General features: G+C 72.3%; 8 protein-coding genes and 1 tRNA gene. 6 read left to right on the top strand and 3 right to left on the bottom strand.

Going from position 1 to position 14,334, the window contains the following annotated elements; genetic code table 11:
* Positions 1 to 193: hypothetical protein (locus ACFHW1_RS27980; RefSeq protein WP_416616566.1), on the bottom strand; the 193-nt coding region annotated here is incomplete at its 3' end.
* Between the two features lie 132 nt (positions 194 to 325).
* On the opposite strand from ACFHW1_RS27980, the gene ACFHW1_RS27975 reads away from it, so the two are divergent.
* The 5 genes from ACFHW1_RS27975 to ACFHW1_RS27955 all read left to right on the top strand — a co-directional run bounded on the left by ACFHW1_RS27975 (position 326) and on the right by ACFHW1_RS27955 (position 12,338).
* Positions 326 to 5,944: an amino acid adenylation domain-containing protein gene (locus ACFHW1_RS27975; RefSeq protein ID WP_416557486.1), complete on the top strand. Its 5,619-nt coding sequence runs from the start codon at positions 326 to 328 to the stop codon at positions 5,942 to 5,944.
* A complete protein-coding gene (locus tag ACFHW1_RS27970; RefSeq protein WP_416557485.1) occupies positions 5,941 to 7,494 on the top strand; it encodes an AMP-binding protein in 1,554 nt (517 codons plus the stop codon). The genes ACFHW1_RS27975 and ACFHW1_RS27970 overlap by 4 nt, the downstream gene beginning before the upstream one ends.
* 63 nt (positions 7,495 to 7,557) lie before the next feature.
* Positions 7,558 to 10,704, top strand: a complete 3,147-nt coding sequence (locus tag ACFHW1_RS27965) for a non-ribosomal peptide synthetase (protein ID WP_416557484.1) — start codon at positions 7,558 to 7,560, stop codon at positions 10,702 to 10,704.
* A gap of 44 nt (positions 10,705 to 10,748) precedes the next feature.
* Positions 10,749 to 11,030: an acyl carrier protein gene (locus tag ACFHW1_RS27960; protein WP_282231970.1), complete on the top strand. Its 282-nt coding sequence runs from the start codon at positions 10,749 to 10,751 to the stop codon at positions 11,028 to 11,030.
* 105 nt (positions 11,031 to 11,135) lie between these two features.
* Entirely contained in the window at positions 11,136 to 12,338 is a 1,203-nt protein-coding gene (locus tag ACFHW1_RS27955) for a PP2C family protein-serine/threonine phosphatase (RefSeq protein WP_416557483.1), read from the top strand.
* Between the two features lie 118 nt (positions 12,339 to 12,456).
* Here the strand turns inward: ACFHW1_RS27955 and ACFHW1_RS27950 are convergent, their stop codons facing one another.
* Both ACFHW1_RS27950 and ACFHW1_RS27945 read right to left on the bottom strand, forming a co-directional pair.
* Positions 12,457 to 13,170: an iron transporter gene (locus tag ACFHW1_RS27950; RefSeq protein WP_416616564.1), complete on the bottom strand. Its 714-nt coding sequence runs from the start codon at positions 13,168 to 13,170 to the stop codon at positions 12,457 to 12,459.
* 274 nt (positions 13,171 to 13,444) lie between these two features.
* A complete protein-coding gene (locus tag ACFHW1_RS27945) occupies positions 13,445 to 13,927 on the bottom strand; it encodes a hypothetical protein (RefSeq protein WP_416557481.1) in 483 nt (160 codons plus the stop codon).
* A 161-nt stretch (positions 13,928 to 14,088) separates the two neighbouring features.
* On the opposite strand from ACFHW1_RS27945, the gene ACFHW1_RS27940 reads away from it, so the two are divergent.
* Positions 14,089 to 14,164, top strand: a tRNA-Arg gene (locus tag ACFHW1_RS27940).
* Positions 14,165 to 14,334: the final 170 nt, after the last annotated feature.

The raw sequence follows: 14,334 nt of genomic DNA, 5'->3' as shown, positions 1-14,334 counted from the left end.
CGCCGTAACCACGGGAAACCCTGCCGTGACCAGGGGTCACCCGACTTTGCAATAGCCCTGCCGTCCGACCACCGTGGAACTCCGCGTGAATCAACTCGTCCATGGCCCACTCGGTGGGCACGATGGCATCGGCGAATCGCATTCCCGACGGTACGACGGCACGACGTGCATCGAATCGATCGTTTGTCTGCACCACAGTGCACCAAGAGTCGATTCCGCTGCGCCGACGACGGGAGTCAGGCTGATGGTTCATGCAGACAGATCAAAGGCAATCCGGGTGACGAATCTCGACGTACCAGCACAGGGTGTCCCGATCCAATCACAAGTGATTCAACACCGAAATGGGGAAAGTCCGACACTGTCGTTCGGTCAGGAACGGATCTGGTTCACCGAGCAGCTGACACCGGGCACCGCCGGCTACGTCGTACACAGCACGGTACGGATGGGTGGCCCGCTCGATGCCGACCTGCTGCGCGCCGCAGTGGACACCGCCGCGGCCCGCCACGACAGCCTGCGGATGCGGTTCACCGAGAACCTCGACGGCGAGCCGCGGGTCGAGGTGGTACCGCAGGTCACCGTACCGTTCACGGTGCTCGACGCCGACGACGAGACACACGCCCGGGAGCTGGTCGACGCCGCCGTGCGGACCCCGTTCGACCTGGCCGTCGCACCGCTGCTGCGGGTGCTCCTGGTCCGGCTCGGCGACGACGACCAGGTGCTGCACGTCGGGATGCACCACATCGTCAGCGACGGCTGGTCGCTGAACCTGCTGCTGGCCGAGGTCGCCGCCCTCTACGGCGCGCTCACCGACGGTCTGCCGGTGCCGCCGGCACCGGCCATCGACTACGCCGACTACGCCGCCTGGCAGCGGGTACGCGGTGACGGACCGGCCGCCCAGCGGGAACTCGCCTACTGGACCGGGGCGCTCGCCGGAGTACCGCCGCTGGAGCTGCCGACCGACCGGCCCCGACCCGCCGTGCAGTCGTACGCCGGCGACGTGCACCGGTTCGGCTTCGACGCCGAGCTCACCGCGGCGCTGCGCCGGCTGAGCCGGGCCCACCGCAGCACCCTCTACATGACGCTGCTCGCCGGCTGGCAGGCGACGCTGTTCCGGTACAGCGGGCAGCGGGACTTCGCCGTCGGATCACCGGTCGCCGGCCGGGTGGTGCCGGAGGTGGAGAACCTCGTCGGGCTGTTCGTCAACACGGTGGCGATCCGGGCCGACCTGTCCCGCGCACCGACCAACAGCGCCGGCGATCGCGGTGGTGCCAGCAGTGCCGGCGACGACGGTGAGCCGGGCTTCGGCGAGCTACTGCGCCGCACCAGGGGCCGGGTACTGCGCGCGCTGAGCCACCAGGAGGTCCCGTTCGAACGTCTGGTCAAGGAGCTCAACGTCGCCCGCGACGTCAGTCGGGCGCCGGTGTTCCAGGTGCTGTTCACCCTGCAGAACTACTCGCGCTCGCAGAGCAGCTGGCCGCGCGGGATCACCACCGGGGCGTTCGGCAGCGACACGGCGGCGGCCCGGTTCGACCTGTCGCTCTACGTCAGCGAGACCGACGACGGGCTACGGGCCATGCTGGTCTACAACACCGACCTGTTCGACGCCGCCACCGTGGCACGGCTCACCGGGCACTACCGGGCGTTGCTGCGCGCCGCGGTGGCCGACCCGGACCGGCCGGTGGTGGATCTGCCGCTGCTCGACGACGCACAGCAGCGGCAGCTGACCGCGTTCAGCACCGGCCCGGTGCCCGGCACCGACCGGCCACGACCGGCCACTGCCGGGGCGGTCACCCTCGGCGACCTGGTCACCCGGCACGCCACGGCCACCCCGCAGGCACCCGCCGTGGTCTACGGCGACGACCTGATCAGCTACGCCGAGCTGGACCGACGCGCCAACCAGCTGGCCCACCAGCTGCGGGAGCACGGCGTCGCGCCGGGCCACCTGGTCGGCGTCTGCCTGGACCAGTCGGTGCAGCTGGCGGTCGCGCTGCTCGCCGTACTGCGGGCCGGCGGGGCCTACCTGCCGCTCGACCCCGAGCAGCCACCCGCCCGGCTGCGGCTGATGCTCGCCGACGCCGCCCCGACGGTGGTGTTGACCAGCAGCGCGATCCGCGCCGAGCTGGGCGGCGACGCCGCCCCGGCGGCCCTCGCCGAGGCGACCTGCCTGGACCGGATCGCCTCGGTCGTCGCAAAGCAGCCGACCGGGCCGCCGGCAGGGGCGGCGGGCGGCGACGACCTGGCCTACGTCATCTACACGTCCGGTTCGACCGGCATGCCCAAGGGAGTCGCGGTCGCCCACCGGCAGGTGCTGAACTATCTGGACGGGGTCGCCGAACGGTTCGACGTCGTGCCGGCCGGCCGGTACGCGCTGCTGCAGTCGCTGTCGTTCGACTTCAGCGTCACCGTGTTCTACCTGGCGTTGGCGACCGGCGGCTGCGTCCATCTGGTGCCGAGGCGGTGCACCGGCGAGGAGCTCGCCGACGCGCTGCGCACCGGACGGATCGACTACCTGAAGATGACGCCGTCGCATCTGCGGGCGCTGGCCGCCGAGGTGGACACCGCGCGGCTGCTGCCCCGGCGGGCGCTGATCCTCGGCGGCGAGGCGGCCGACCTGGACTGGGCGGCGGGTCTGGCCGGGCACGGCGTACCAGTGTTCAACCATTATGGACCGACCGAGGCCACCGTCGGGGTGACCACCTACCGGGTGTCGGCACACGAGCGGGGGCCGGGCAGCGTGCCGATCGGTCACCCACTGCCGTACGCCCGGGTGCACGTGCTCGACGCCCGGCTGCGGCCGGTGCCGGTCGGCGTGCCAGGTGAGGTGTACCTGGGCGGCGACCGGCTGGCCCGCGGCTACCTGAACCGGCCCGGGCTGACCGGGCAGCGGTTCGTCCCGGACCCGTTCGGTCCGCCCGGTTCCCGGCTGTACCGCACCGGTGACCTCGGCGCGTGGCGCGCCGACGGCGAGCTGCTCTTCCTCGGCCGCACCGACCACCAGGTCAAGATCCGCGGCTACCGGGTGGAGCTGGGTGAGGTGGAGGCGGCGCTGCGCGAGCTTCCCGGGGTACGGCAGGCCGCCGTACTGCTGCGCGACGACCGGTTGGTCGGCTACCTGGAACGCGCCCCGCAGGACCCGGCACCGGAAACGGCACCCGGGCCGGCACCGGGGCCGGCACCCGAGCCGGAGCCGGCCGAGCTGCGCCGGCTGCTCGCCGACCGGCTGCCGGACCACATGATCCCAAGTCGGTACTGCTGGCTGGACCGGCTGCCGCTGCAGGAGCACGGCAAGATCGACCGCAGGGCGCTGCCGGATCCGGGCGACGATCAACCCGCCCGGGAGTACGTCGAGCCGACCGGTCCGGTGCAGACGCTGATCGCCGCCGTCTGGCAGGCGGTGCTGCAGGTGCCCCGGGTCGGCGCCGACGACGACTTCTTCGAGCTGGGCGGGCATTCGCTGCTGGCCACCCAGGTGGTCGCCCGGCTGCGCCGGGAACTGCCGACGGTCCGCGCCGGTGACGGCACGCCTCCGGCGGTCAGCGTGATGGACCTGTTCCGGCACCGGACCGTACGCGAACTCGCCGCTCTGCTGACCGACGGTGACGCCGAGCGGGGTCGGCTGCTGCATGAGCTGACCGCACCAGCCTCCGCCGCCGAGCGGGTCGCCACCCTGGTCTGCGTCCCGTACGGCGGCGGCAGCGCAGTGGTCTACCAGCCGCTCGCCGACGCGCTGCCGGCCGGCTGGCGGCTGCTGTCGGTGGCGATGCCCGGGCACGACATCGGGCTGGCCGACGAGCCGGCGCCGATCGACGAAGTCGCCGAGGGCGTGGTCGCGGAGATCCTGGACCGGGTTGACGGGACGCTCATCCTCTACGGGCACTGTGGGCCGGGCGGGGCGCTCGCCGTCGAGGTGGCCCGCCGGCTGGAGGCGGCCGGGCGGGAGTTGGCCGCGGTCTACCTCGGTGCGATCTTCCCGTTCGGCCGGCCGACCGGCGGGTTGCTCGGTCCGCTGCTGCGGCTGCGGTTGGTGGAGCGGGTCCGCAGCGACCGGATCTACCGCACCTGGCTGCAGGCGCAGGGCACCTCGATCGGTTCCCTCGCCCCGGAAGAGGCGGCGTTCCTGATCCGGGCGATGCGTCACGACGCCCGGGTCTCCGAGGACTACTTCACCGCGCTGATGCGCGACCAGGTTACCCCGCTGCGCGCCCCGGTGATCTCGGTCGTCGGGGAACGCGACCGGGGCACCGACTTCCATGAGGAACGTTTCCAGGAGTGGCACTTCCTGTCCGACCGCACCGCGCTGGCGGTGATCGACGAGGCAGGGCACTACTTTCTCAAGTACCGGGCCGGCGAGTTGGCGGAGATTGTCACCGGTGTCCACCTCCGGCTCGCCGTACCGGCCGAACCAGACGTGCCACCCACCGGCGACGCGGGGGTGGACGACCCGGCGTGGCGGCTGCACGCGGTCTCCGACCGAGGTCCGGCCGCCGACCCGCCGGGGGCCCGGTCCGGACCGTCGGCACCGGACCGGGCAGCGGCCGGACCGGACCGGGCAGGTGGGCCACAGCCCAGCCTGCGCCGGTTCGGTCTGGTCGCGGCCGGCCAGATCGTCACCACCACCGGCACCGCGTTGACCAACTTCGCCGTACCACTGTGGATCTACCTGGAGACCGGTTCGCTGGCCCGGTTCGCCCTGTTCTCCATCGTCAGCCTGCTACCCGGACTGCTGATCGCCCCACTGGCCGGGGCGTTGATCGACCGGACGAGTCGCCGCCGGGTGCTACTGGCCGCCAGCGTCGCCGCAGGCGGCGCCAAGGCGGTGATGGCCGGGCTGCTGATCGCCGACCGGGCCGAGATCTGGCACTTCTACCTGCTCGTCGGCTGGTTGTCGGTGGCGTTGGCGTTCCAACGGCTGTCGTTCGTGTCGGCGGTGCCGCAGCTGGTGCCGAAACGCTTCCTCGGCCACGCCAACGGCCTCACCCAGACCGCGGTCGGGTTGACCCAGTTCATGGTGCCGCTGCTGGCGGTCGCGCTACTGGAGGCGGTCGGACTGCGCGGCATCATGATCATCGACGTGGTGGCGTACGTTTTCGCCGTCGCGGTGCTGATCGCCATCCGGTTCCCCCGCACGTTGGCTCTGCAGCGGCGGGAGAGCCTGGGGCAGGAGATCCTCGGTGGGTTGCGCTACTCGCTGCGCCGCCGGGAGTTCCGCGGCATGCTTGCCTTCTTCGCCGCCCTCAACCTGTTCCTGTTCCCGGTGCTGTTCCTGCTCTCCCCGTTGGTGCTGGGCTTCGCCGAGCTGGCCGAGGTGGCCCAGATCGCGCTCACCGGCGGGGTCGGCGCGGCAGCCGGCGGGCTGGTGATGCTGGTCTGGGGCGGCCCGCGCCGCTACCGGATGCGGGCCGTGCTGATCGGCACGCTGGGCATTGCGGTGGCCTGCGCGGTGACCGGGCTACGCCCCAGCCTGCTCGTCATCGGTGCCGGGGCGTTCGGCATGTACTGCGCGCTCGGCCTGGTCAACGGCATCTACAACACGATCATCCAGATCAAGGTGCCGCCCCGGTTCCACGGTCGGGTTTTCGCGCTCAACCAGATGGTCGCCTGGTCGACGATGCCACTCGGCTGGGGGGTGATCGCCCCGCTGGCCACCAGCCTGATGGAGCCGCTGCTGATGCCGGACGGGGCGCTGGCCGACACGGTCGGGCAGGTCATCGGGGTCGGTCCGGGCCGGGGCATCGCCCTGCTCTACATCGCCTTCGGCGTCTGCATCGCGCTGACCGCGATCGTCTCGATGCGCACCCGGGTGCTGTCCCGGTTCGACGACGAGGTGCCGGACGCTCCGCCGGACGACCTGGTCGGCATCGAGACCCGGCAGGCCCGGGTGGCGGCGACCCCCGGCGGTGGCCAGCGAGCCCAGCTACCCGTGTCCCCGGGCGGTGGCCGATGAGTCGGCCTCCCGGTGTCCCCCGGCGGCCGGCCGCCGCGCCGGCCGCTCGGACCGTACCCGAGCTGCTCGACTGGCGCTGCGCCCTGCACCCCGACCGGGTCGCCATTGAGGTCCACGGCGTGGACCAGCTCACCTTCGCCGACTGGCGGGCCGGGGCGCTGGCGGTGGCCGCCGCGCTGCGACGGGCCGGGGTGGCCCCTGGTGACCGGGTCGCGCTGGTGTTCGCGGCGCGGGAGTGGACCGGCTACGCCGTGGCGTACTGCGGGGTATCGCGGGCCGGTGCGGTCGCGGTGCCGCTGTCCGACCGCCTCGCCCCGGCCCAACTGGAGTACGCGGTGCGGCACTGCGCTGCCCGGCTGGTCCTGCACGGACCGCTGACCGGCCCGGCCGGGCCGGCGCCGGCCGTACCCACCGGGGTCACGCCGCTGGCGCTCGCCGACCTGGTCGCCGGCGGCCCGGTCGCCGACAGCACCGGCGCGCCCGCTCCCCCGGTGCGGCCCGCTGACCTGGCTCAGATCCTTTACACCTCGGGCACCACGGGCCGGCCCAAGGGCGTCGGCGCCAGTCACGCCAACCTGGTGGCCGGGGCGCCGAGCCACCCGCGCCGGCTGGCCCTGGCCCACTCGGAACGCTTCCTGCATGCCTTCCCGATCGGCACCAACGCCGGGCAGACCATGCTGTTCAACGCGTTGACCGCGAAGCCGGCCGTGCTGACCCTGCCCCGGTTCACCCCGGCACGGTTCGCCCGCCTGGTGACCGCGCCCGGCACCGGCACCGTCTTCCTGGTCCCGTCGATGGCGATCGAACTGCTCGACTCCGGTGCCCTGCGGGGCCGGGACACCTCCGGCGTGATGCTGATCGGGTCGACGGCGGCGGCGCTCGCGCCGGCGGTGGCCACCCGGCTGGCCACGACGTTCCCGGCCGCGACGATCGTCAACTACTACTCGTCGACCGAGGCCGCCCCCGCCCAGACCGTCATGATCTTCGACCCGGCGCGGCGGGCCGCCGTCGGTCGGCCGGCCGACGGTCAGCTGATGATCGCCGACGAACAGCGCCGGCCGCTGCCGCCGGGCAGCGTCGGCGAGGTCTGGCTGCGCTGCCCGCATCCGCGTTCGTACTACCGCGACGGCCAGGCCACCGAAGCGACGTTCCGTCAGGGCTGGGTCCGGATGGGCGATCTCGGCCGGCTGGACGCCGACGGCTACCTGTACCTCGCCGACCGGCACCAGGACATGATCAAGTCCGGCGCATTCAAGATCTCCTCGCTGGAGGTGGAGGCCGCGCTGCACGAACACCCGGCCGTCGGCGAGGCGGCGGTGGTGGCCGTCCCGCACCCCGTGCTCGGGTCGGCGGTCGGGGCGGTGCTGGTACCCCGCGCCGGGCAGCCGCCGCACGAACTCACCCTGCCCACGGTGCGCGCATTCCTGGCCGACCGGCTCGCCGACTATCAACTGCCGGCCCGGGTGCTGGTCGTCGAAACGCTGCCCCGCAACGAGGCCGGCAAGGTCCTCAAACGGACGCTGGCCGCGCTGTTCGATCCACTGGGCTGACCGGCTCCGGCCCGACCGTACCGTCCGACATCGACAAACCAGCAGCAGCATCAGGAGGATCCCGTGGGCACCGCCGAAGCGACGTACGCGCAGCACGCCGTCTGGTTCACCGAACAGGCCGGGGTGGCGGGTACGGCGTACCACATGGCTCTCGGCGTGTGGTTCGCCGCCGGCCTGGACCAGGCGGCGCTGGCCACCGCGTGCGCCGCCGTCGTCGACCGGCACCCGGCGCTGGCCGCCCGGGTCGACGACAGCGACGGCGTACCGCGACTCGCCCCGGCCGCCGACCGCCCGACGCTGCGGCGGCTGACGCCGCCGGCCGGTGACGCAGGCGTCGACCGGCTGATCGCGGCGGAGATCGCCCGCCGCCACGACCTGCGCACCGGTCCGCTGGCCAGGTTCAGCCTGATCCCCGCCGCCGGTGGCCGGCACCTGCTGCTGATCACCGCCCACCACCTGGTCTTTGACGGCACGTCCAAGGACGTGCTGGTCCGGCACCTGGCGGCGGCGTACGATGCCGCCCGCGCCAGTCGCCCGGTCGAACTGCCGGCGGCGCCGACCGACGGGTACGCGGCACGGGCCGGCACCGAACGGGACCGGGCCGCAGCCGAGTCGGCGGCAGCCGCAGACCACTGGGCCACCCGCTGGTCCGGCCCGGGTGGGCTGGTGCTGCCCGGTCTCGCCCGAGTGCCGACCGGCGCCGAACCCGGCGACGCCGTACCGGTGGTCCTGGCGCCGGGTCTGGTCGCCGGGCTCGACCAGGCCCGGCGCAAGCTCGGGGTCACCCGGTTCGAGCTGCTGCTGGCCGCGGTGCAGGCGCTGCTGCACCGGTACGGCAACCAGCAGGTCCCGGTCGGCGTCGGGTTGTCGACCCGTACCGCCGACGACGCCGACGAGATCGGCCTGTTCGTCAACGAACTGCCGGTCACCGTCCCGGTGCCCGACGAGGCGAATTTCCGCGACCTCGCGCACGCCGTCCGGGACGAGACGCGGACGCTCAACCGGTTCCGGTCCGTTCCGCTGGCACACGTGGCGAACGGGGTTCGGCCGGCGCCCGCGCTCACCCCGGTGTCGATTGGCTACCGCCGCCGCGCGCCGGAACCCGTCTTCGCCGCGGTGCCGACCACCGTCGACTGGGCGATGTTCAGCGGCGCGGCCCGCAACGCGCTGCACATCCAGGTCGTCGACGGGCCGGCACCGGACAGCGGTCAGGAGCACCTGGAAATCAACCTGCAGTTCAGCCCCTCGGCCGTTCCCGCCGCCGCCGTCGCGCGGATCGGCGACCATTTGCGGACCCTGCTGGCCGCCGTGGCCACCGACCCGGAACAGCCGATCGCCGACCTGCCGGTGCTGCCTCCCGCCGAGTCCGAGCTGGTCTGCCGTGGCTGGAACGCCACCGGCCGCGACTACCCGGCCGACACGACCGTGCCGCTGCTGTTCGCGGCGGCGGTACGGCGGACACCGGACGCCGTCGCGGTCGTCGACGGTGGACGTGCGCTGAGCTACGCCGAACTCGACGCGGCCAGCGCTCGGCTCGCCGGGCTGCTGCGGGCCCGTGGCGTCGGGGCGGGATCGCTGGTCGCCGTGCTGCTGGACCGCTCCTGGCAGACGGTCGTCGCGCTGCTCGCGGTGCTGCGCAGCCGGGCCGTGTACCTGCCCGTCGACCCCAACTACCCGCCGGCCCGGCAGGCGATGATCCTCGACGACGCCGTGCCGGCGCTGGTACTGACCACCAGCGGTACGGCGGCCGCCCTGCCCGCCGGGTCACCGGTGCTCGCACTCGACCAGCTCGACCTGACGACCGCTGACCCAGAAACCGGTGACCCAGCGACCGGTGACCCAGGGACCGCAGACCTGCCCGGCCCTGACGAGCTGGCGTACGTGCTCTACACCTCGGGTTCCACCGGGCGGCCCAAGGGGGTACGTGTCCCGCACGGTGCGCTGGCCAACCTCCTGCTCGGCATGCGGGACATGTTCGACAGTGGGCCGGCTGACCGGTGGCTCAACCTGACCTCGCCGTCGTTCGACATCTCGGGGGTCGAGGTCTACCTGCCGCTGACCACCGGTGGCCAGGTGGTGGTGGCCTCCGGGGTCAGCGCGCTCGACGGTGCCGGGGTGCTGCGGCTGGTGCGCGAGACCGGAGTGACACATGTGCAGGCGACTCCGTCGGGCTGGCGGGTCCTGCTGGAGGCCGGGCTCGACGACCGGGTGGTGGCGGTCACCGGCGGCGAGGCGCTGGCGGTCCCGCTGGCCCGCCAGTTGCGCTCGCGGGTGGCCCGGCTGGTCAACGGGTACGGCCCGACCGAGGCGACGATCTACGCGACGATGGCGGAAATCCCGCCGGAGCCGGCCGAGGTCACCATCGGCCGGCCGGCGCCGAACACCACGGCGTACCTGCTGGACGGGCGGCGGCAGCCGGTACCGATCGGAGTGCCCGGCGAGCTGTACCTGGGCGGGCGGGGCGTCGCCGACGGCTACCTGAACCGCCCCGAGCTGACCGCCGAGCGATTCGTCCCCGACCCGTACGCCACCGACGCCGGCCGGCTGTACCGCACCGGCGACCTGTGTCGCTGGCTGCCCGACGGCCGGCTGGAATTCCTCGGCCGGGCCGACGACCAGGTGAAGATCCGCGGCCACCGGGTGGAGCTGGGTGAGATCACCGGCCGGCTGCTGGAGCATCCGGCTCTCGCCGAGGCCGCCGTACTACTGAGCGGTACGGACGAGGCGTCGCCGCGGCTCGTCGCCTACCTGGTTCCCCGGGGTGCCGCGCCGACCGTCGCCGAGCTGCGCCGGCACCTGACCGAGACGCTGCCCACGGCGATGGTGCCCACCGACTGGGTGCTGCTCGACCGGCTACCGGTGAGCCCGAACGGAAAACTGGACCGGACCGCGCTGCCGGCACCGACGACCGGCGGTACGGATCCGACGGGCCGGGTCAGCACCTCGGACCCGGTCGGCGCCAAAGACCAGGTCGAGGCGGACCCGGTCGTCGAGGCGATCCGGTCGATCTGGCAGGACGTGCTGCAGATCGCCGAGATCAGCATCGACGAGGACCTGTTCGACCTGGGCGGGCACTCGTTGACGATCACCCGGATCAGTAGCCGGATCCACCGTCGGCTCGGCGTCGAGGTGCCGTTGGACGCGTTCTTCGACACCCCGACGATCGCCGAGATCGCCGACCTGGTCCGCGAGGCCGGCGGCCGGTGCTGACCGGGCGGACGACGCCGAACAAGGTGGAGACGAAGGAGGATTCGGTGGACACGACGACGCTGCGGCAGCGGGTGATGGAGCTGGTCGACGAGGCGACCGGCGGCACGGTGCCGGTCGACCAGCTGGCCGACGGCGGATCGCTGATCGCGCTGGGAGTCGACTCGCTGGGCCTGCTCCGCCTGGTCGACGCCGTCGAGGCCGAGTTCGGCGTCGAGGTGGAGTTCGACGGCCCCGGCCAGCGGATGGACACTCTGGACGACCTGGTGGCCGCAATCGTCGACGCCCGCGACGAGGCGGAGCCGGACCGGGTCGCCACCACCGGGTGACGAATCGGTCACTACATGCTAAGGCACCGGCTTTCGATGCCTGTCCGACACGGCGTCACTGTCCGTCGGTGCCGGGTGAGCCGGCCGCTCGACTAGGCTGCGTTCGTGTCAGTCGAGGGTGGGAACGCGGACAAGCGCCTTGAACGCATCGAGGCGATCACTGACCCTGCCCTGTCCCGGCTGAGCTTCGACGCGCTGCTGGTCGAGTCACTGGCCCGCACCGGCGGGCTGCTCGGCGCCGACTCCGCCGCCGTGTTCCTACTCGACGCGCACTCCCAGCAGCTGGTCACCGCCGCTGCCTGGGGCATCGAGGCCGGCCACGAACCGCCGGCCCGGCTGCCGCTGGGGCGTGGGTACGCCGGCAAGGTGCTGACCACCGGTGACACGGTCATGCTGGCCGACCCTGACGACGACGCGCTGGCGCATCCGGCGTTGCAGGGGCAGGGCATCCGGTCGCTGCTGGCGGTGCCGGTGACGATCGGCGGCTCGGTCAGCGGGGTGCTGCACGTGGCAACCCGACGACGCGGGCCGGCCTGCGACGACGAACAAATGCTGCGGCTGCTGGCCGACCGGATCGCCCTGGCCGACCAGGCCCGCGAAAGCCAGGTCGACCGTGCCGCCACCCTGGCGCTGCAGTACGACCTGCTGCCCACCGAACTACCGACGGTCGCCGGGCTGGAGTTCGCCGCCCGGTACGTCGCCGGCCACGACGCCGGGGTGGGCGGCGACTGGTACGACGTGCTGCCATTGCCCGACGGGTGGGTCGGCGTGGCGATCGGCGATGTCACCGGACGCGGGCTGCACGCGGCGACCGTGATGGGCCGGCTGCGCAGCGCGCTGCGCGCGTACGCTCTGGAAACCACCGACCCGGCCGACGTGCTCGCCCGGCTGGACCGCAAGGTGCAGCACTTCGAGCCGGGCATGATGGCGACGGTGTGCTACGCGACGATCGACCCCACCCGGACGGTCGTGTCGGTGTCGACGGCCGGCCATCCGCCGCCGGTGACCATCGGCGGTGGCCACGCCGCACACAGCTTGCCGGTGCCGGCGGACCTTCCGCTCGGCACCAGCATCCACCGGCCACGCCGGGTGCGCAGGCACGCCCTCGAGCCCGGCGCGCTGCTGTTCTTCTTCACCGACGGCCTGGTGGAGCGGTGGGGGCCGACCATCGACAACGGCCTGCGTCAGTTGTGCGACTCGTTGGTCGCCACCAGCGCCGAGACGGCCTGCGCCGAGACGATGGGCGCGCTGGTGGACGGCCGACCGCTGGTCGACGACATCGCCATGTTGGCGCTACGCCGCCGATAGCCATTGTTGGCGCTACGCCGCCGATAGCCATTGTTGGCGCTACGCCGCCGATAGCCATTGTTCGCGCTCCGCCGCCGACAGTCATCGCATCTGGCGCTCGGCCCCGCTGTCACGGGCGTTACCAGTGGCCGATCGACGGCACCCCGGCGGCGTCGTGCGGGGCGCGGGCACCGGCATCGTCCGAGGTACGGGAGGCGGCAGCGGTGTCCGCCCAGTCGCGTGGGCCGGCACCGTCCCCGCCGATCGTCGGGGCGTCGGCGCCACGGGGCTGCGCGTCCGGGCTGGTCTTGCGCCCGTTCGCGAACATCACCTGGTCGAAGCGCACCTCGACCGGAGTCGCGTACCGCTTGCCGTTGACCGGGTCGTGCCGCATGAACTGCGGCGGCGCGATCCGGACCGTCACGTCGTACGGGCCGGGACCGGGCACCGAGGCGTTGCCGCCATAGTGGTACAGGAACGGGTGCCACAGGAACGGCAGGCCGGCAGTGGCGACCGGTTGACCGTTCCGGCTGACGGTGATCCGCACGTCCAAACCGGGGATGAACCGGCCGTCGGCGGCATCCGCGACCGCGACCTCCAGATGAACGTTCGCATCCGGGGCAGCTTCCCGCCAGAGCAGCTGACCGCCGGAGAGCTCGTACATGCCCTCCGCCTCCTCGTTGACAAACGTCACGAGGTAGTCGCCGGCCAGCTGGCTCTGCGCCCCGTCCTCCTCGGCCATGGCGCGCAGCGCGCCGCCGTACGCCTGACCCTGCCGCCGGGCGACGGCGAGCTGCTCCTCGGTGGCCTCGTTGCTGGTCCGCATGGGCGGCTGCGCCGCTGGTGTCGTCATGGTGACCCTCCGGGTCGATCTGGTTGCCTTCTCGCCTGGGTCTACCCCGCAGCGGCCGCGCTATTGCTTCGCCCCACACCGGGCAGGCTCGGTCACCCGATGGGCGGCTCCGGTCACCCACCGGTCGGCGTTAGCCATGCCGTCGGTCGGGAAGCCGATGGACTATGAGCCGTTGACCAGCGGCCGCGCCAGCCTGCCTCCGGCTCCGTGCCGTCGGCGGGCTGGTGCGGGCGCCGTGTCTTCTGTTGCCGTCGTCGCGTCAGTGGGTCAACCGTTACCCGGCGGCAGGTCGTAACCGGTCGCGACGCACTGCGCGTTGAGCGTGCCGTCCGAGACGGTCCAGTAAAGGTGCGCCGCGGCTGCCACTCGTACGGGTGAAAATCAGAACGTCTTCGTTGGTGGTCGCAGCGGTGCCGTTGTCGGAGATCACCACCGACCCGAGGGGCGCGCCGCCGAACACCCCTACCAGAGGGGTCGGGGTCAGGTCAGGATTGGCGGCGTGGCCGGTGACCGGGATGGTGACCGTCCCGCCGACCGTGGCTGGCAGGTTGAAGCCCACACTGTTGCAGATTGGGTGACGGTTGGCTGCCGTGGATCCCGTGGCGCTGGCAGAGCTGGCTGCAGTGAGCGAGACGGCGGCTAGACCGACAACCGTCGCCGTTGCCACCCGAGCCGCGTAAGGCATTCTCACATGTTCTCCTCTGGATCGATCCGCCCGGCGGAGGGACAGCAGAATGCTGCGGCCGTCGATATCCATGACGCCCACAGTGATGATATGTCACCTTTCCGTAAGACCTTGGCCCTGGCGCGGGCCAGGTCGCAACCGGGCACGACACGCGCCAACCAGGCTGGGCCGCCACCGCCGGTCGCTCCCCGCAGGCACCAGGCACACCTGTGGCCGGTAGACTCGGCGTTCGCGCCCTCGTAGCTCAGGGGATAGAGCAACGGTTTCCTAAACCGTGTGTCGCAGGTTCGAATCCTGCCGGGGGCACCAACACAAGGTGCTGAACAGCAAGAACTTCCGCAAGGCATAGATGCTAGGCTATGAAAATTTGAGTCACCCCCGAGAACCCCCGTTACCTTTTTGATCGTCCCCACAGGAAACTGCTCGGTCGCCCGGCTCGGTATGACTGACTGCCCCTGTCGTGCGCATGATCCGGGGGG

The sequence above is a fragment of the Micromonospora sp. LOL_014 genome (assembly GCF_048060245.1).
Classification (GTDB): Bacteria; Actinomycetota; Actinomycetes; order Mycobacteriales; family Micromonosporaceae; genus Micromonospora_E.
Note: the sequence above shows the minus strand (reverse complement) of the source record. Positions and strands in the feature narration are given on the sequence as shown.